The sequence below is a fragment of the Paenarthrobacter sp. TE3676 genome, assembly GCF_056279165.1.
The window spans coordinates 608,967-627,839 of sequence record NZ_JBWBQU010000001.1 but is presented as its reverse complement, the minus strand read 5'-3'; the positions used below and the strand labels follow the sequence as shown (position 1 = coordinate 627,839).

The window sequence follows — 18,873 nt, the reverse complement described above, 5'->3', positions numbered from 1 at the left end:
CCCGCCATGGTGTGGTGGGCACCGCGAAGCGGGCGGGCGGGAGTCATCGGCCCCTTTTTGAACTACTTCACGTCTTCGTCGACCCAATCCATGGATTTGGTCACGGCCTTCTTCCAGAGCCGCAGCTGACGCTCCTGCTCCTCCGCCGGAAGCTGTGGCTCCCAGCGCTTGTCTTCGTTCCAGTTTGCGCTGAGCTCGCCGAGGTCTTTCCAGAAGCCGACGGCGAGGCCGGCCGCGTAGGCAGCACCGAGGGCCGTGGTTTCCACGACCTTCGGGCGGACGACGGGCACGCCAAGGATGTCGGCCTGGAACTGCATGAGTGCCTCGTTGGCGACCATGCCGCCGTCGACCTTCAACTCGGTGAGCGGAACGCCCGAGTCGGCGTTGACGGCGTCGAGTACTTCACGCGTCTGGAATGCAGTTGCTTCGAGTGCGGCGCGGGCAATGTGGCCCTTGTTGGCGAAGCGCGTGAGTCCGACGATCGCGCCGCGTGCGTCTGCACGCCAATACGGTGCGAACAGGCCGGAGAAGGCCGGCACGATGTAGACGCCGCCATTGTCCTTAACGCCGGCGGCCAGATCTTCTACCTCAGGTGCGGAGCTGATCAGGCCGAGGTTGTCGCGGAGCCACTGGATCAGGGACCCGGTGACGGCAATGGAGCCTTCAAGGGCGTAGTGCGGCTTGGCGTCGCCCAGTTTGTATCCAAGGGTGGTGAGCAGGCCGTTCTTTGAGTGAACGATCTCTTCGCCCGTGTTAAATATCAGGAAGCAGCCGGTGCCGTAGGTGTTTTTGGCTTCGCCGGGCTGGAATGCAGCCTGCCCGAAGGTTGCCGCTTGCTGGTCTCCGAGAATGCCGGCGACCGGCGTTTCGCGGAGCAACTGCGAGGTGTGGACGTGCCCATATACCTCGGAGGAGGACTTGATGGCAGGCATCATGGAGGCCGGGACGCCGAAGACGTCCAGAATCTCCTGGTCCCACTGCAGCGTTTCGAGGTCCATGAACAGGGTTCGGGAAGCGTTGGTGACGTCGGTGACGTGCACGCCGCCGTCAACACCGCCGGTCAGGTTCCAGAGAACCCAGGCATCGGTGTTGCCGAACAGGAGGTCGCCAGCTTCGGCACGTTCGCGGGCGCCATCCACGTTGTCCAGGATCCATTTGATCTTGGTTCCCGAGAAGTACGTGGCCAAAGGCAGGCCGACCTTCTGTTTAAAGCGCTCCACTCCCCCGTCTTGGGCCAGTTCATCCACGATGGGCTGGGTTCGGGTGTCCTGCCAGACGATGGCGTTGTAAACGGCCTCGCCGGTGTTCTTGTCCCAAACGACGGCGGTTTCGCGCTGGTTGGTAATGCCGACGGCGGCAATGTCGTGCCGTGTCAGGTTCGCCTTGGATAGGGCGGAGGCGATGACTTCGCGGGTGTTGTTCCAGATTTCGGCGGGGTTGTGCTCCACCCAGCCTGCCTGCGGGAAGATCTGCTCATGCTCCATCTGGCCGGTGGACACGATGTTGCCCGTGTGGTCAAAAACGATGGCGCGGGAGCTGGTGGTGCCCTGATCGATGGCGATGACGTATTGATTCATGGTGACGTCCTTGTCTTTGTTTGTTAGCTTCTCAAGTGTTTTATCTACAACGTGCGGTGAAGCGAAGTGCGCGTACGTGCAGGACTAGCCTGCGATTGCAGGCATGATGTCCGGTACCCAGAGGGCAACGATGCCTGCAAGGGCGCCGCCAACCAGCGGTCCGACGACAGGGATCCAGGAGTAGGCCCAGTCGCTGGTGCCCTTGCCCTTGATGGGGAGGAGAGCGTGGGCGATGCGGGGGCCCAGGTCACGTGCAGGGTTGATGGCGTAACCGGTGGGGCCACCGAGGGAAACACCGATACCAACAACCAGCAATGCCACAGCCAGCGGACCGAGGCCCGAAGGGGTGCCGCCGAAGGTCAGGATGACGAAGACCAGAACGAACGTGCCAATGATTTCGGTGATGAGGTTCCACGGGGTGGAGCGAATGGCCGGCCCGGTGGAGAAAGTGCCGAGCTTGTTCGCTGCGAGGGGCTCTTCATCGAAGTGCTGCTTGTAGGCGAGCCAGCAAACAACGGCACCCAGGAAAGCGCCGAGCAGTTCAGCGCCGAAGTACGTCAGGGTGGATGCGAAATCCACGGCAACACCGGGGGCGTATTCTGCTTTGCCGTTGACAAGCAGGCCCAAGGTGACGGCCGGGTTAAGGTGCGCACCGGACTTTGCGGCCACGAAAACGCCCGCGAAGACCGCAATACCCCAGCCCCACGTCACCATCAAGAATCCACCGCTGTTGCCCTTGGTGCCTTTGAGCGCAACGTTTGCCACGACGCCGCAACCCAGCAGGGTCAGCATCATGGTTCCGAATACTTCGGAAAGGAAAACAATTCCAAGAGACATCTTTGACTCCTCATTTTTCTGTTGTCAGCCTCCTCGCGGGTGAAGAGGCTGTTGGGACGGTTCCGTTGTCTCCGGAACCGTCCCGGTGTGGTGGTCCCCTGGCGGGCCCACCTACCCCATTCCGCCCCTGCCGCACATTGGGACGGTCAAGCTGTTTCCGCTGCTTGGTGTCAGGCTACGAGACTGTGCACGTCGACCTTGTGGAACCGCTGCAGTACTTCCTGGGCGTGGCGGATTTCTGCTTCACGGGCAGCAGCATCCCAACCAAGAGGCTCGGCCAACGCTGCTGCTATTTCATTGAGCAACTCCCCGGTGACAAGCCCACGGAAGGCCAGCGACGTCCTGCGGATGAGTACATCCACCAGGTGCCCGATCTGCTCGTGCTCGGCCATGAACGCCAGCTCCCGGACGCTCAGTTCGCGGGTGGAACGCAGCGGAGTGTCGTGTCCGGCATTCAGGTAGTCGATGACGGCGTCTGCGCGCGTTCCGTACCGGGTCAACAGGACGGCTACGCGGTCAGCATCCAGCCCCGGTCCCATGTGCTTCTTGATCCATTCCTGCTCGCCTTGTTCAGTGGCAGGGAAGCCGGCGCCGCCTCCGATAGCGAGTTTCGCCGTCGAGACCTTGCGCTCCATGCCCAGTTCGCGGAGGACGTCGTTGGTCATGTGTTCGGCCAAGGCGCGGAAGGTGGTCCACTTGCCGCCCACCAGGCTGAGTACGACGGCGGCCTTACCGCCTGGCGTAGCGACGGAGTCGCTGCCAGTGCGGACGCTGCGTTCGATGCGGTAGTCGCGTGAGACGAATCCCGGCTGGGTTTCGTCGTGGCGCGGCAGGGGCCGGACGCCGGCGAAGCTGTAGACGATCTGTTCGCGCTCCACCTTGATGGTGGGAAACACGTGGCCGACGAGGTCGAAGAAGTAGTCGATTTCTTCTTCAGTGCACACGGCGTCCTGGGACATATCAGCGTCCACATCCGTGGTGCCTACCAGCACGCGGTCCCCCATGGGGTAGATCAGGACGATACGGCCATCAGTGTGCTCGAAGAAGATTTCGCGGCCGTTGCACGCTGCCAGCAGTTCCGGGTGGTCCAGGACGATGTGCGATCCCTTGGTGCCGCCCATGAACTTGCTGACGGCGCCCATGGCCTGGTTGGTGAGGTCCACCCAGGCCCCCGTGGTGTTGACGATGACGTCCGCCTGGAAGTCGAATTCCTTGCCGGTCAATTCGTCACGGAGCCGGACTCCGTCCGAGCCCATGGACACGAGAGAAACGTAGTTGCTGGCGCGGGCGCTTCCTCCCGGGAGTCCCCCGCCGCGGCCTGCTTTCTCGCCATCCTGCAGGACGTCAAGGGTCAGACGCTCCGGGTTATGGACCGAAGCATCAAAGTAGGTAGCGGCGTACTTGATACCGGAATGAAGTTTGGGAAGTTCAGCCAAGGCCTTGGTCCGCCCACGGAACTGGTGGCGCGGCACGCTGCCGCCGTCGCGGGAGAAGAAGTCGTACATGCTCAGGCCAACCTTGATCAGGAAAGCGCCGCGTTCCTTGGGCTTGCCTTGCTTGTGGGTGAGGAAGCGCATGGGTGCAGACAGGATGCCGGAGAACGTGCTGAAGATCGGGATGGTGGTCTGCAGTGGCTTAACGTAATGGGGCGCGATCCGCAGGAGCCTGTTGCGCTCGACCACGGACTCCTGGACCAAGCGGAACTCGCCGTTTTCCAGGTACCGGATGCCGCCGTGGATCATGTGGGAGGAGGCGCCGCTGGCACCTTGGCAGTAGTCACCACGTTCAGCAAGCGCAACGTCGACACCCTGGAGGGCGAGATCGCGGAACGTTCCGACACCATTGATGCCACCGCCGATGATGAGTACCTTGGCCGAGGGCCGCTCCTGCAGTGCAACGACGGAGTCGCGCTGTGTGTGCTGTGAGGTACCGGAAATCCTGTTGTGTCCCAAAACTGCTCCCTTGGGCTTGGTTCGTGCGCCGCGCCACTCGCTGCTGCACCGTTCACCACTAATCTGGCGAAGGTGGAAAATGGAGTCAAGCTATTTGCACAAACGTGCAGTAAGGAAATGAGATGGGACGATCACGTCACTCGGATGCACTCCGGGCTGCACAGATGTACTACCTGCAGGACCTCACCATGGATGCGATCGCCCGGGAGCTGAGGACATCCAGGTCCACGGTCTCCAGGCTGTTGTCTTCGGCGAGGGAAACGGGCCTCGTGCAGGTCCAGATTCGAAGCCCTTTCGATACCGGACCTGAGCTGGAAAGCCAGATCCGGAACCAATACGGCGTGGATGTCCACGTGGTTCCGGTACTGGACACGCTCAACGAAGCAGAGACCCTGGACCGCGTAGCCATGCAGGCTGCACGGACAATCGGACCCTTGGTGGACTCGAATGCCATCATCGGAGTGGCCTGGGGTGCGACGCTCAGCGCGGTCAGCAGGCACCTCACGCGCAAGGTGACCCACGACAGCATCGTGGTCCAGCTCAATGGCGCCGGCAACATGCAAACCACCGGCATTACGTATGCCAGTGACATCATGCGCCGCTTCGGCAGCGCGTACGGCGCCCGCGTGGAACAGTTCCCTGTTCCGGCTTTTTTTGATCATGCCTCCACCAAGACCGCCATGTGGAATGAGCGCAGCGTTCAACGCATCCTGGACCTGCAGGCCCGGATGAGCATCGCTATCTTCGGCGTCGGATCTGTGGACTCGGACTACCCGAGCCATGTCTATGCCGGCGGTTACCTCGATGAACACGACCTCACCATGCTGGCCGCAGACGATGTTGTGGGCGATGTAGCCACGGTCTTCTTCCGGAGTGATGGTTCCTCTGACGGCATCACCTTGAATGAGAGGTCAACCGGTCCCAGCCATGAACAATTGCGGCAAGTCAGGCGACGGATCTGCGTGGTCTCCGGGGCATCCAAGATCAATGGCCTCCAAGGAGCCCTGGCTGCGGGACTCGCGACGGACCTCATTCTGGACGAAGCCTCAGCCCGACGCCTGGTGAGTTTCAATGCCCATTCCTGAAGCAATCGTGCAAGGAATGGGTAGAGTCGTTGCTATGAGATCCCCATCCAAGCTGACATCGAACAGGCTGGCACTAAACAACGGCGTTCAGATGGATCGCATGGGATACGGGCTCTATAAAGTTCCAGCCAAAGACGCAGAGGCCTTGGTTGCCACGGCTTTGGGTGAGGGCTACCGCCGGTTTGATACTGCCGCGATGTACGGCAACGAAGTCGGGGTGGGCCGCGCTCTCGGCGGTGCGATCGGTGACGCCGCGGAAGCCAACAGAGGTACCGGTGGCTCCGGCGAGTCGGTACACGCGCTGGCACGCGAGGACCTCTTCGTTACCACCAAGGTCTGGAACGATGACCAGGGCTACGACGCGACACTACGGGCGTTCGACACGTCCATGGCGAACCTTGGACTTGATTACGTGGACCTCTACCTCATCCACTGGCCGTGCGCCGGCCGGGGGTTGTTCGTGGAAAGCTACAAAGCCATGGAAACCCTTTACAGGGAAGGCAAAATCCGGGCCATAGGTGTTTCCAATTTCCAGCCCGGACACCTCGATGAGCTCATGCAAAAGGCAGAGGTTGTTCCGGCAGTGAACCAGATAGAACTGCACCCCTGGTTGCAGCAGACCAGATTGCGGACGTTGCACGAGCAACTCGGAATCCGTACCGAGGCGTGGAGCCCCCTTGGTCGCGGGCAAGTCCTGGCTGACCCCGCTATTGTCTCGCTATCAGAAAAGTACGGCCGGACTCCGGCCCAGGTCATTCTGCGGTGGCATCTTCAGCTGGGGAACCTGGTCATTCCCAAGGCAAGCTCGGCCGGACGGATCAAGGAAAACATCGCCGTCTTCGATTTTGAATTGGACGCCGGGGATATGGACGGCATAGCCGCATTGGAACGCCACCATCGGACCGGGTCCCACCCGGACAACGTGAACTAGGAATAGACGAATGGACAACGTGGACACCGCGCACTCCCCAAAGGGTGCGCAGGCCCCCAGCGAATTCTTCAGCGAATCCTTGCAGGGGCGGACGCATGCCTCGGAGGTTGAGGTGGATGGCAGCAAGGTAGCTTACTGGACCTACGAACCGGTCACCGTCACTCCCCTGACGCGCACCATCCTGGTCATCCACGGTTTCCGGGGTGACCACCACGGATTGCTGCGCGTAGCCGACCAACTTCCCGGGATGAGGATCATCATGCCGGACTTGCCGGCCTTCGGAAGCTCGGAGCCTTTCGTCCACGATGAACACAGCGTTGAGCGCTATGGAAAGTTCATCTCCGGTTTCATGGCCGCGCTCGATCTGAATGACGAGACTGTCCTGCTGGGCCACTCCTTCGGCTCAATCGTGGCCAGCCACTTCGCCGCCGCGAATCCCGGAACCGTCTATCCGCTGATCCTGATCAACCCCATTGCCGCACCCGCGTTGGAGGGTCCCAAGGGCATCATGACCAAACTAGCGGTGCTGTACTACCAGGCGTCCGCCAAGCTTCCCCGCCAGCTCGGACTAGCGGTCCTTCGGAATCGGGTGATCGTTCGCATCATGAGCATCACCATGGCCAAAACCAAGGACAGAGTCCTTCGTCGTTTCATCCACGGCCAGCACGACGCATATTTCAGTGCCTTCGCAGACAGGAAGAGCCTGCTCGAATCGTTCAAGGCCTCCGTCTCGGGCAACGTGGCCGAGGTCGCCGGGAAACTAACACTTCCCGTACTCCTGATCGCCGGCGAAAAAGATGAGATCGCCACTCTTCCCAACCAGCACAAACTCATGAAGCGACTACCTGACGCCAAGCTGGAAGTGATTCCCGACGTCGGGCATCTTATCCACTATGAGACGCCGGTTCCGGCCGCTGAAGCAATCCGTACCTTCCTGGAGGAACATCCCGCGTGAAAATTGTCATCGACGCCCGCTTTACCCGAACGGACCATCACGATGGCATCAGCCGCTACGGTTCCAGCCTCATAGCCGCAACGTCCAAAATCGCCGATGTCACCATGCTCATCAGCGACAAGCGCCAACTGGCACTTCTGCCCGACGTCCCGTACGTGATGCTCAACAGCCCCCTGTCACCTATGGAATTGTTCGTCGCCCGCAAGGTCAACCCCCTTGGTGCTGACGTGGTTGTGTGTCCTATGCAGACCATGGGCACCGTGGGCCGCCGTTACGGACTGGTGCTTACCCTTCACGACCTCATTTACTATGAGCACCCGACTCCCCCGGGCTTCCTGCCAGCCCCCGTGCGCCTTCTCTGGAGGCTCTACCACAAGGCGTTCTGGCCGCAGAGGCTCCTGCTCGACCGCGCGGACATCGTGGCCACCATCAGCCGCACCACTGAAGCCCTCATGGCCAAGTACAAACTGACCAAGCGTCCCGTGCGCATCGTGGGCAACGCACCCCAACCCGGTCAAACGCCCCGCGACCCTGAAGGAGGCGCAGACAAATCCCTCCTCTACATGGGTTCGTTCATGCCTTACAAGAACGTGGAAACCATGATCCGGGGCATGTCCGGACTGCACGATTACACGTTGCATTTGCTCAGCCGGATCACCCCCGAGCGCAAAGCCGAGTTGGAGGCGTTGATCCCCGATGGAGCAAAGGTGCTGTTCCATAACGGTGTCACTGACGCCGAGTACGACGAACTCCTGCTGCGGGCCACCGCATTGATCAGCCTGTCACGGGCCGAAGGGTACGGTTTGCCGTTGGTGGAGGCGATGGCCTTGGGCACCCCCGTTATCGCAAGCGATATTCCGATTTTCCGTGAAGTGGGTGGTGACGCCGTCAGCTATGTCCACCCCGAATCGCCGACGGAATTCGCGGCAGCTGTGACGGCCCTTGCCGACGACGTACTTTGGCAGCAAAGCTCCCGCAAGTCAGTGGAACGCGCTGCAGAATTCAACTGGGACGAGTCGGCGCGGCAGCTCGTGGCTGCGGCGGAAGAAGTTGTGGCCCGGCGCGCACGCAAGACCCGGGAACGCGCTTAGCGCACTCCCAGGTCCAGGGGCGGCACCCTGTCATCCAGTAGTCGCTCTTGACGCAGGCTGGTTGGTTGCGGAGGATGCAATCTCTTCGTAGGGCCGCAGTCGGAACAGGGCGACTGCCGCGAGGAGGACCACCACGGCCACTCCGATGTAGAGCTGGTGGGGGTTCCATCCGTTGTCAAGCAGCGCGCCGACCGCAATGGGAGCGAGGATGGCACCGGCCCGGCCAATACCAATCCCCCAGCCCACACCCGTGGTGCGGACACCAGGCTCGTAGGTCATGGGAGCCACGGTGTAGAGACCAGCGATGCAACCGTTGACGAGCATGCCGACGACCACGCCGGACGAGAACGCCAGCAGCGGCAGGGGGCTTGTGGTGATGAACAGGACGAGGGTCACGGCCGAGAGCACGGTGAAGACCATGAGGGTCAACCGCGCGTCCCACCGGGTGGTGAGCACCCCATAGAGCAGCGAACCGAAGGTTCCACCCATGGTGAGCATGAGTCCCCCGATGATGCCCTGCTGCTCCGTCATCCCTGATTCCACGAGCAGCCGGGGCGTCCATGAGTTGGCGAAGTAGAAGCCGAACATGATGACGAAGAAGGAGATCCAAAGCAGGATGCTGGCCGTGCGGTACCGCGGGCTCAGGAGCACGGCCACGCTGCCCTGCTGCTTACCGGCGCTCACAGGGGCAGGACCGGGATTGACGTCACCCTCGAGACCCAGACGGCCGGCGATGCGCTGGAGCTTCGCGGCCGCGCCCTCCGGTCGCCGGGCGCGGAGGTAGTCGACGGACTCGGGCATGAGGACAACCACCAGAGCGATCGCCAGGAGAGTCAGGAGGCCACCAACAAGGAACACGGAGCGCCACCCAAAGGCGGGGATGAGCTGGGTCGCTCCCATCCCACCGAGCGTGGCCCCTACTCCATAGCCCGCGGTGAAGATGCTGACGGCCATACCGCGACGGCGGGCATTGGCGTACTCACTCGTGATCACAGTCGCGGAGGCGAGGATGCCGCCCACACCCAGTCCTGTGACGACGCGCCACAGGCCGAGCTCAAGCGCGGAGTTCGCTGTTGTGGACAGGAACAGTCCGACGGCGTTGATCGCCAGTGCCACGATGAGGATCTTGCGTCGGCCGTAGCGGTCCGCGAAGGGCCCGAGGACGAGCGAACCCACGGCCATACCGATGAGGCCCGCACTGAGCAGCCAGCCAAGCTGGGAACCGGAGAGTCCGAACTCCTTGGTCACGGACGTGGCTGTAAAGGCCATGGCCAGCACGTCGTAGCCGTCGAGGGCGTTGAGGAAAGTGGTCACGGCGATGATGAGCCACTGGTAGGACGACATCTTGGATGCGTCGATCTGGTGTCTGATATCCATGGTGCTGATGCCTCTCAGGGGACGTCGATGGTGAGGATGGTGGGACGGGGCGTCGGGTCTGTGCCCGGTTCGGCGGCGGCCACCCGCGAGACGCAGCAACACATTTTGGTGTTGGGTTCCTTCTGGCGGTCCGAATAGAAAACGTCGCGGTGGTCGATCCGTCCGGCGAGCTCAAGGACCTTGACCTGGCACAGGCCGCACTCGCCCTTGCGGCAGTCCGACATCATGTCCACGCCATCACGTTCGAGGGCCTCCAGCACGGACTCGTCGGAACCGACAATTGTCTCTACCCCCAGCCGCGGTATCCGTACGGTGAACGGTTCTGCCTCGTACCAGCCGCTGTTGCCGAAAGTCTCGTAGCGCAGGTTCGTGGGTTCGAGCTCCCGTTCGGTCCATGCACGGCGGACAGCGTCCATGAGCCGGATAGGCCCGCACATGTAAAACTCTGCGTCCTCGGGGGCTGAGCCCACGAGAGCCCGGACGTCAAGGGGAGCGCCCTCCGCGTCGACGTGCGCCTCGAAACGGTCCCCGTGCATGGCGGCGAGGTCATCCAGGTAGGCCATCGCATCCCGGGAACGGGCCACATAGACCAGGCGGTAGTCGGCGCCGAGGCGGCGCAGCAACGCGGCCATCCCGGCGATTGCGGTTATGCCGATGCCGCCGGCAAGCAAGACATAGGAGGGGGCTCCGATCCGCAGCGGGAAGTTCTGCAACGGCTGGGTGATCTCCAGGCGCTGCCCCGGCTGGAGTGAGTGCATGAACACGGATCCTCCCCGGGAATTGGGAGTCCGGTAGACGCTGAGGGCGAGGTGCGTGCCATCGTCGGCGGCGTTGACCACGGAGTATGAGCGGACATGCTGCTCGCCGTCGATGGTCGTGCGGACATCCACGTGCTCGCCGGGACGAATGGGGCAGGGACGCTCCGGACGCAGGACGATGCGGCGGATGTTCTCTGCCACGTCGGAGACGGCGTCGACGACGGCCCGCTGCCAGAGGATGTGGTGGGAATCGGCCATGGTTTCTCCCCCTGCTCAGCTGCCCGGCAGGGTTGCGAGGCGACCCTCGGCTTCGAGCGCACGCTCGAGGAGCCGGCGCACCCACATCCCGCCCATGTCGATGTTGAGGTTGTAGAACTCGTAGTCGGGGTTGGCGTCGATGGCCGCCTGCTGCGCAAGAAGCATAGCCTCGTCTTCGCCGAAGACCCCGTGCACGCCGTTGCGCAGCTGTGTGGTGATGAGCTGGCTCTCCAACCGGTAGTTGCGCATGAACGCCCAGAAGTAGTGGCAGGAACGTTCAGTCTCCGGCGTGATGGTGTTCATCACGTAGCCGTTCACCCCGCGGGAGCGATCGCCCTCGGGAGCTCCGGTCCCGGCCGCGGCGACCCCGACGTCGATGCAGATGGTGGACGGGAAGTAGTAATGGATGATCTGCCAGCGGTCCACCTTTCCCTCGAAGTCCGGGAACTTGTCGCGCATGTTCTTCAGCCAAAACGGCGGCGCATCAATGTTGCGCATCCAGCGGGTGACAGTGACGGATGTCTCGTCGTGGGTCACCTCGAACTCGGACTCGGACAGTTCCTCTTGCCCGATCGAGGAGCTGTGCACGAACTCCTCGTGGGTGAGGTCCATAAGGTTGTCGAGGACCAGCTGGTAGTTGCACGGGGCGTGGATGGTCTCGCCATCTCCCGCCCACTCGGAGCTCTCCAACTGGTGCATGTCCGGCAACAGGCCCGGGTCGGCCTTCGTAGGGTCACCGAGCCAGACCCACACATAGCGGTACCGCTCCACCACAGGGAAAGAGGGCACCGTGGCTGAAGGATTGAGGGTTTCCTGCGCGGGCATCGAGGTGCAACGGCCAGCAGCGTTGTAACGCAGCCCGTGGTACGGGCACTGGATCTCGTCGCGGCCCACGAGTTTACCCTGGGACAGCGGGGCAAGACGGTGCCAGCAGGCGTCGGCCAATGCGACAGCGCGGCCGTCCTCGGTTCGGTAGAGGGCCAGCGAGCGGCCCGCAATGGTGCGGGCCAGAATCCCCTTGGCGGAAATCTCATGATCCCACCCCGCCACGAACCATGCGTTGAGCGGAGAGGGCAGGAGCTTGGCGGTGGATGTGGTCTTTGTTGCAGAGACAGTCATGAAGCGGTCCTCATCTTTGAGCGGGCCGGGGGGCAGAAAATAACTATCAACATAGCTATTTGGTGACGTGAGACACATACTATCTATCTCGATAGTGGTTTGCAAAGCTCTTCTGGAGCTAAGCTGTAATTGCCGTCCTGAAAGGAGCGCGTGTGACCCTTCGCTCAGCTCTGCTGGCACTGCTGTCCTCAGGCCCGCTGACGGGCTACGACTTGGTCAAGCAGTTCAGCTCCTCCGTGGGCCACGTCTGGCACGCCCCCGACTCCCAGATCTACCCGGAGCTGCGTAGGATGCACGCCGAGGGCTTACTCTCCAGCAGGCCTGTGCCGTGGGGCACCCGCGGAGCGACGAAAACGGAATATGCCCTCGCGCCGGCAGGCGAGGCGGCTCTGATCGAGTGGCAGAATCAGCCGCTCACTTACGTCCGGGACCGGGACCCTGCCCGCCTCAGGGCCGCTTACTTCGAGTGGGCACCGTCCGGCGTGGCGGCTGCGCAGCTGCGAGCCCACATAGCCCATTACGACGAACAACGCATCCAAACTCTGTACATGATCGAAGCTCTCGAGCAGCGTACCCATCCCACGCTTGCCCGGCGCCTCGCCCTGTATTCCGAAGAGGAACGAGAGCATATTGTCCGCTTTAAAGTCTTCGCCTATGAAGGTCAGCTTGCCCATGCCGAGCAGGAAATCGCGTGGGCGAAGCGCGGCCTGCAGATACTTGAGGATATAGAGAACCCCGGAACGTCTGATCCGGTGAACGAACCAGGGACCTAGAGGACGTCTACGCCGTCCAAGCGCAATTGCACAGGGCCAGCGGTACGCTTGGCGGCATTTGCTACCTTCACGGCCCGCATGGCACGGGTGGCGGTCGCAGCGTCAGCGTAGGGAATGAAGTAGAGCGTCCTGACCTCCGCATCGCTCTCATCGGCTGACGACTGGGCTCCTCCGAATAGCTGCACCGGCGCAGGTCCGGCTTTGCGAAGTTTCGGTGCCGACGCCAGCTCGGCGTTGGCTTCCAGCGCGTCACTGAAATGCACGACGTCGGCCCTTGCGCCGGTCACGGAAGCCACCCTGACCGCCGGGGGCAGCTGCAGTTCCTTCCGAAGCGTCAGTTCGCGTGATGCGTAGCCGGAAGCATCCCACCGCAACAGTGCTCCCGTCGCCGCGGTGTCGTCCGCAGTAATCACCACCAGCCCACCTTGGCTGGCCGGCTTCACGAGGGAGGCGGCATTGAACCACCGGCGAACAGTGTCCTCCCCCGCCCGCAGGTTCTCCCGCCGGAGCAGCGAGTTGCCGTCCAACAGCAGGGCAGCCGCGTAACCGTTTGGTGCAACCGGCTCGGCACCCACCGTAGCGACTACCAGTGCGGGTGCATCCGGGACTGTTGCCTTGATGTGTTCGCCGGAGGACGTCACCACGGCCTTGCCGGGGAAGGCCCGTCCCAGTTCCTCGGCAGTACGCATGACTCCAGCCGCTCCACGGCGCAGCTTTGTCCCGCTGCAGTGGGTGCAACGCCATTGAGGAGCGGGGGTGGAGCACCACCGGCATGCCGGCATCGCGGAACTGCTGGACACGGCCAAGGGGCCCTGGCAGGCGTTGCAGCGCGCTAGTTCCCGGCACGTCTCGCACACCAAGGACGGGGCGTACCCGGCTCTGGCCACCTGAACCAGGACCGGCCCGCGTTCCAGGCCTTCCTTGGCCGCCCGCCACGCTGCGCCGGGCAAACGGGCAATGCGGGCCAGCGGATCACGTTCTTGCTCGAAACTGTCAGCTGTGTTGAGGACTCTGGGCACGGTGGCTCGGACAGTAGTGCGCGGCGCTTCGATGGGCACCGCCCATTGCCTTTCAACAAGGCGCTGGAGTTCGGTGCTGCGGCCATGGGACGCCATGAGGCAGGCGGCATTCTCCTGCTCGGCCCGAAGCAGAAGGACTTCCCTGCTGTGTGCATAGGGAGCCCTTTGCTCGATGTGGAGGTCGTCGCCGTCGTCCCAGCACACCACCAAGCCGAGGTCGCGAACAGGAGCGTACGCCGCCGAACGTGTGCCGATGGCAACGCCCGCGGCGCCGCTCAGAAGTCGCAGGAAATTCCTGTAACGGGGCGTTTGGCCATCATCCGCCGTTAGTCGGGCAACGTCCGACGTCGGCAGGACCTTGGCCAGTGCAGCCTCCAACTGCTCAAGATCCCGATAGTCCGGCACCACCACTACTGCTCCGCGCCCGGAGGCCCGAACAGTAGCCACGGCAGACGCCACGAGAGCCGGCCAACCATCAGGGCCGAAGCCCTGAAGAGCCGTGAGGACAGCTTTGGGCGAACCTCCGCTGGCCAGGTGCTGCAGGTAAGCGGCCCCGTTCGCGTACGAAGCCCAGGCATGGGCATCCGTGGCCGGCTTCAAGTCCACTACGTCAGACTCAAAATCTCCGGCCAGCAGTTCCTTCTCCACCTTCGCCACCCGTGGAGGAACAGCCGTTCTAAGGACATCGCTCAGCGTTCCGGCATAACGGGCGGCGACAGTCCCGGCAAGCCCCATAATGGCCGGAGTCAGGACCGCTACGGGGGAAACCAGCTTATGCAGCGGAGTTAGCGGATGGGCCGCGTCGGAATCCGCGCGGCGCTCAGCAATGTAACCATTCAGTTCCTGGCCGTTGAACTTAACTTTCACGCGGACGCCGGGGACTGCCGTTTCGGCGAGGTCAGCGGGAACACTGTAGTCAAAGGGCCTGTCGAGGTGCGGCACGGATGACTCCAGTACCACACGGGCCACCGGATCCTTCGCGGCCAGAGGCGGTCCGTTGACCGGTGCCCGATCCGGAAATCCCTGCAGCAGCGAAGGCTGAAGCAAGGACTGTTGGGCCTCGTGTCCCGTCATGCTCGTCACCTCCCAGTCATTGCACAAGCTGATTCCCATGGAACGCTTCTACACACCTCAACGCAGGATGCCCACAGCGGGATCGACCCGCTGCGGGCATCTCTCTGGCACCAGCCAATCACGGGCCACCGACAAAAACAGAGGCCAACGACAAAACAGGTCAGGCGTTGAAGTATTCCTTCAGGTCGGCCACCCGGTCCAGGCGTTCCCACGTGAAGTCGGGCTCGTCGCGACCGAAGTGACCGTGGGCCGCCGTCTTGGTGTAAATGGGCCGCTTGAGGTCAAGGGCATCAATGATGGCGCGGGGACGGAGGTCGAACAGTTCGTCGATTGCTTCGCTGATGCGCGCCGGATCAACAGTTTCGGTGCCGAAGGTCTCCACGTATGTTCCAACAGGGCGTGCCTGGCCGATTGCGTAGGCAATCTGAATCTCGGCGCGCTTGGCCAGTCCAGCGGCTACCACATTCTTGGCAACCCAGCGCATGGCGTAGGCGGCGGAGCGGTCCACCTTGGACGGATCCTTGCCGGAGAAGGCGCCACCGCCGTGGCGGGAGAATCCGCCGTAGGTGTCCACGATGATCTTGCGGCCTGTGAGGCCTGCATCGCCTACCGGGCCGCCGATGACGAAGGCACCTGCAGGATTAAGGATGTTCGCCGTGCGGGCAATGTCCAGGTTGGACGCCGACATCACGGGGTCGATCACGTAGCTGGCAAGGTCTGCACGAAGCTGCTCAAGGCTTGCTTCTTCTGCGTGCTGACTGGAGATGACCACAGTTTCCACCGAAACCGGCCGGTCGCCGTCGTACCCTACGGTGACCTGGGTCTTGCCATCCGGGCGGAGGTAAGCCAGCTCGCCGTTCTTGCGGACTTCGGTGAGGCGTTCAGACAAACGGTGGGCCAGCCAGATGGGAGTGGGCATATAGGACGCCGTCTCATCGCTGGCGTAGCCGAACATGATGCCCTGATCGCCTGCACCCTGGAGGTCGTAGTCGTCCTCCTGGCGGCCTTCACGGGCCTCGAGTGAGTTGAACACGCCACCAGCGATGTCGTTGGACTGCTGGCCTATTGAAACGGACACACCACAGCGGGCACCGTCGAAGCCGTTGGCGGACGAGTCGTATCCAATCCCAAGGATCGTCTCGCGGACAATCTGCGGAATTTCCACGTAAGCGTCGGTAGTGACCTCACCCGCCACGTGCACCAGGCCGGTGGTGGCCATGGTTTCAACGGCCACGCGGGATTCAGGATCAGCGGCGAGCAGCGCATCCAGGATGGCATCGCTGATTTGGTCGCAGATCTTGTCCGGGTGCCCTTCAGTGACCGACTCGGAGGTGAAGAGCCGGAGCTTGGACGGGGTGCCATGGTGTTCATGGTGCAGCGGTAAAGTCACTCGTCCACCTTACTGGGTTGTGGGACGGCGGTCTTTGCCGTGTGTCCCTTTGCTAAGAATTCGGGTGTGGGCTCGATTACAACGCCGGGAAGACCCGTGTGAGCTCGGTGCCCACCCGATCAATCACGGCAGCGGCGACGTCGGCTTTGGAACCGGCAGCCGACTGAGGTTCGGCTCCGTGGCCGGAGAGGATCACCACGGAATTGTCATCCTGGCCGAACACCCGGCCAATCCCCACCTGATTAACCACCAGGAGGTCGCAGCCCTTTCGCTTGAGCTTGGCCGTTGCATGCTCCAGGACATCGCCCTGGGCGTCGCCCGTTTCGGCCGCGAAACCAACAATCAGCTGCTGGCCGCCCCCGGCGTTGCGGCGTTCCACGAGCTCATGCAGGATGTCCGGATTGCGGATCAACCGCACAACAGGGGCATCCTCGCCGTCGACCTTCTTGATCTTGGTGTCCGAAACCTCTGCCGGACGGAAGTCAGCCACGGCAGCGGCCATAATGACGACGTCGGAGTCCACCGCCGCTTTCAGCGCCGCGTCGCGTAGCTCCAAGGCTGATTCGACGCGGACAAGCTCGACGCCGGCAGGCGGCTCGACGTCCATGTGCGCTGCGAGGAATCTCACAGTTGCACCGGCAGCCAGGGCCGCAGCAGCCAGAGCAACCCCCTGTTTTCCAGAAGATCGGTTACCCAGGAAGCGGACGGGATCCAACGCTTCCCTGGTCCCGCCTGCGGAAACGGTGACGGTACGGCCTGCCAAGGATGCGTGCGCGGCAGGTTCGGCCTTCGCTGCACCATCCACCGAGGCCTCGGCCAGCGCCATGGCAGCAGCAAAGATCGCTTCGGGCTCGGGCAAACGGCCGGGACCCGAGTCAGCACCCGTAAGGCGACCCGAGGCAGGCTCGAGCACTGTGACGCCACGGCTGCGCAGGGTCTCCACGTTTGCCTGAGTTGCGGCATGCTGCCACATTTCCGTGTGCATCGCAGGGGCAAACAGAACCGGCCCATGGGCCATAAGGAGCGTGTTGGTGAGGAGGTCCCCCGCTTGTCCGGTTGCTGCCTTGGCCAGGAGGTCGGCCGTAGCGGGAGCAACCACGATCAGGTCAGCCTCATGCCCCAGACGGACATGGTTGACCTTCTCAACGTCGTCGAAGACGCTATTGCTTACGGGGTTGCCGGAGAGGGCTTCCCACGTGGCCACTCCGACGAATCGGGTTGCGGCTTCGGTGGGGATGACCGTCACCTTGTGACCGGCTTCAGTAAAAAGCCGGAGGAGCGATGCAACCTTGTAGGCTGCGATCCCTCCCCCGACTCCGAGGACTATGCGCACGTGACCTCCGTCAACAGGCAGTCTTTGTTATTCGGTGGGCTCGATCGGCGTGGAAACCAGAAGGCCTTCGTTGATCTCGCGGAGTGCGATGGACAGCGACTTCTCGTTCAGCTTGGTGTCAACCAGCGGGCCGACGTACTCGAACAGGCCCTCGTGCAACTGTGCGTAGTAGGCATTGATCTGGCGGGCGCGCTTGGCGCCGAAGATGACCAGGCCATACTTGGAATCAGCAGCCTCAAGCAGCGAATCGATCGGCGGGTTGATGATGCCTTCAAGGTTCGTGGACACGAATTCTCCAAATTTTAGCGGGCCAACAAATGCAAGCGCTTAGCGCTGGTGCGGGGTAAGCCCCATGAGTGAAACAAGCTCGTCCGCTGCCCGGCGAACGTCGTCATTGATGACGGTGTGGTCAAACTCCGGTTCAGCAGCAAGTTCCAGTTTAGCGGTTTCCAGCCTGCGCTGCTGTTCCTCAGGAGTTTCGGTGCCGCGCCCCACCAAGCGACGGACCATTTCGTCCCAGCTGGGCGGTGCCAGGAACACAAAATTCGCGTCCGGGACGGCAGCTTTGACTTGTCGCGCACCCTGGAGGTCGATCTCCAGCAACACTGATTTGCCGTCGGCGATGGCGGCGTCAACGGTACTGCGAAGCGTCCCGTAGCGGTTCTGCCCGTGGACCACAGCCCACTCCAGCAATTCACCCTCAGCTACCAGGGAGTCGAACTCCTCGGCGGACTTGAAGAAGTAGTGAACGCCGTCCTTTTCGCCCGGACGCGCAGCCCGGGTGGTTGCCGACACCGAGAGCCAAACCTCTGGATAGTTGTCCCTGATATAGGTGGATACGGTTCCCTTGCCAACGGCAGTGGGGCCTGCAAGGACAGTCAGTCCGGGTTTCTTGCTCACGGATTCCTTCGGGGAGATGCGTCAAACGCTTTGCTGGGTATCCATAAAATCTACCAGCGCCCGGGCCTGATGAATTCCCAGGCCCTTGATGCGCCGGGATCCTGCGATACCAATCTCCGCCATGATCCCGGCAGCCCTGACGGGCCCAATGCCCGGCAGGGCCTCCAGCAACTCCACCACCCGCATGCGCGCAATCGCTTCGTCCGTTGAACCGGAAGAAATCAGCTCCGCGACACTCACTTCGCCGCGCTTGAGCTTTTCCTTGGCAGCGGCACGCACGGCCCGCGCCTTGGCAGCCTTTTCAAGCGCATCGGAACGCTCCTGCGGTGTCAGTTCTTTAAGGCCCACTGCCAAACCCCTGTCAGATCGCAATTGTGATCCAGATCACGCGGACTGATCCTGAACCTACCGGCAGGGGCCGCGTTGCGCAATGAGGGTAGGAAA

General features: G+C 62.5%; 17 protein-coding genes. 5 read left to right on the top strand and 12 right to left on the bottom strand.

Annotated features, from left to right (window positions below; translation table 11 throughout):
• Window positions 1-62 precede the first annotated feature (62 nt).
• The 3 genes from glpK to ACZ881_RS03050 form a co-directional block, all read right to left on the bottom strand.
• Window positions 63-1,577 (bottom strand): glycerol kinase GlpK, encoded by a 1,515-nt coding sequence (gene glpK / locus ACZ881_RS03060; RefSeq protein ID WP_091467785.1) that lies wholly within the window; start codon window positions 1,575-1,577, stop codon window positions 63-65.
• Between the two features lie 84 nt (window positions 1,578-1,661).
• The gene (locus tag ACZ881_RS03055) at window positions 1,662-2,414 is read right to left on the bottom strand and encodes an MIP/aquaporin family protein (protein ID WP_476112448.1); all 753 of its coding nucleotides are present in this window, start codon (window positions 2,412-2,414) and stop codon (window positions 1,662-1,664) included.
• A gap of 170 nt (window positions 2,415-2,584) precedes the next feature.
• Window positions 2,585-4,366 carry a glycerol-3-phosphate dehydrogenase/oxidase gene (locus ACZ881_RS03050; RefSeq protein ID WP_476112446.1) on the bottom strand — a complete coding sequence of 594 codons (1,782 nt, stop codon included), beginning with the start codon at window positions 4,364-4,366 and terminating at the stop codon, window positions 2,585-2,587.
• Window positions 4,367-4,488: 122 nt separating this feature from the next.
• Here ACZ881_RS03050 and ACZ881_RS03045 point away from each other — a divergent pair, with 122 nt between their 5' ends.
• The 4 genes from ACZ881_RS03045 to ACZ881_RS03030 are packed head-to-tail and all read left to right on the top strand — an operon-like array spanning window position 4,489 to window position 8,428.
• Window positions 4,489-5,451, top strand: coding sequence for a sugar-binding transcriptional regulator (locus ACZ881_RS03045; RefSeq protein ID WP_091467790.1), 963 nt, complete (start codon window positions 4,489-4,491; stop codon window positions 5,449-5,451).
• Window positions 5,452-5,485: 34 nt separating this feature from the next.
• Entirely contained in the window at window positions 5,486-6,382 is an 897-nt protein-coding gene (locus ACZ881_RS03040) for an aldo/keto reductase (protein ID WP_179016537.1), read from the top strand.
• Between the two features lie 10 nt (window positions 6,383-6,392).
• Window positions 6,393-7,337, top strand: a complete 945-nt coding sequence (locus ACZ881_RS03035; protein WP_476112443.1) for an alpha/beta fold hydrolase — start codon at window positions 6,393-6,395, stop codon at window positions 7,335-7,337.
• On the top strand, window positions 7,334-8,428 hold the full coding sequence (locus ACZ881_RS03030) for a glycosyltransferase family 4 protein (RefSeq protein WP_476112441.1): 1,095 nt from the start codon (window positions 7,334-7,336) through the stop codon (window positions 8,426-8,428). The genes ACZ881_RS03035 and ACZ881_RS03030 overlap by 4 nt, the downstream gene beginning before the upstream one ends.
• A 30-nt stretch (window positions 8,429-8,458) precedes the next feature.
• Here the strand turns inward: ACZ881_RS03030 and ACZ881_RS03025 are convergent, their stop codons facing one another.
• From ACZ881_RS03025 to ACZ881_RS03015, 3 genes are read right to left on the bottom strand one after another with little or no spacing between them, the layout of a single operon-like run.
• Entirely contained in the window at window positions 8,459-9,805 is a 1,347-nt protein-coding gene (locus ACZ881_RS03025) for an MFS transporter (protein ID WP_179016534.1), read from the bottom strand.
• A 14-nt stretch (window positions 9,806-9,819) separates the two neighbouring features.
• Window positions 9,820-10,821 carry a PDR/VanB family oxidoreductase gene (locus ACZ881_RS03020; RefSeq protein WP_364305353.1) on the bottom strand — a complete coding sequence of 334 codons (1,002 nt, stop codon included), beginning with the start codon at window positions 10,819-10,821 and terminating at the stop codon, window positions 9,820-9,822.
• Window positions 10,822-10,836: 15 nt separating this feature from the next.
• Window positions 10,837-11,940 (bottom strand): aromatic ring-hydroxylating oxygenase subunit alpha, encoded by a 1,104-nt coding sequence (locus tag ACZ881_RS03015; RefSeq protein WP_476112438.1) that lies wholly within the window; start codon window positions 11,938-11,940, stop codon window positions 10,837-10,839.
• Between the two features lie 152 nt (window positions 11,941-12,092).
• Between ACZ881_RS03015 and ACZ881_RS03010 the strand changes: the two genes are divergently transcribed.
• Entirely contained in the window at window positions 12,093-12,713 is a 621-nt protein-coding gene (locus ACZ881_RS03010) for a PadR family transcriptional regulator (RefSeq protein ID WP_429329984.1), read from the top strand.
• Here the strand turns inward: ACZ881_RS03010 and ACZ881_RS03005 are convergent.
• The 6 genes from ACZ881_RS03005 to mihF form a co-directional block, all read right to left on the bottom strand.
• Window positions 12,710-14,806, bottom strand: a complete 2,097-nt coding sequence (locus ACZ881_RS03005; RefSeq protein WP_476112435.1) for a primosomal protein N' — start codon at window positions 14,804-14,806, stop codon at window positions 12,710-12,712. The genes ACZ881_RS03010 and ACZ881_RS03005 overlap by 4 nt on opposite strands.
• Window positions 14,807-14,966: 160 nt before the next feature.
• Window positions 14,967-16,196: a methionine adenosyltransferase gene (metK, locus tag ACZ881_RS03000; RefSeq protein WP_017197561.1), complete on the bottom strand. Its 1,230-nt coding sequence runs from the start codon at window positions 16,194-16,196 to the stop codon at window positions 14,967-14,969.
• Window positions 16,197-16,272: 76 nt separating this feature from the next.
• Window positions 16,273-17,529 carry a bifunctional phosphopantothenoylcysteine decarboxylase/phosphopantothenate--cysteine ligase CoaBC gene (coaBC, locus tag ACZ881_RS02995; protein WP_476112433.1) on the bottom strand — a complete coding sequence of 419 codons (1,257 nt, stop codon included), beginning with the start codon at window positions 17,527-17,529 and terminating at the stop codon, window positions 16,273-16,275.
• 27 nt (window positions 17,530-17,556) lie between these two features.
• Window positions 17,557-17,817, bottom strand: a complete 261-nt coding sequence (rpoZ, locus tag ACZ881_RS02990) for a DNA-directed RNA polymerase subunit omega (RefSeq protein ID WP_011774945.1) — start codon at window positions 17,815-17,817, stop codon at window positions 17,557-17,559.
• Between the two features lie 39 nt (window positions 17,818-17,856).
• Window positions 17,857-18,429, bottom strand: a complete 573-nt coding sequence (gmk, locus tag ACZ881_RS02985) for a guanylate kinase (RefSeq protein ID WP_011774946.1) — start codon at window positions 18,427-18,429, stop codon at window positions 17,857-17,859.
• A 21-nt stretch (window positions 18,430-18,450) separates the two neighbouring features.
• Complete coding sequence (gene mihF, locus ACZ881_RS02980; protein WP_091467803.1) at window positions 18,451-18,777, bottom strand: integration host factor, actinobacterial type; 327 nt, start codon at window positions 18,775-18,777, stop codon at window positions 18,451-18,453.
• Window positions 18,778-18,873 lie beyond the last annotated feature (96 nt).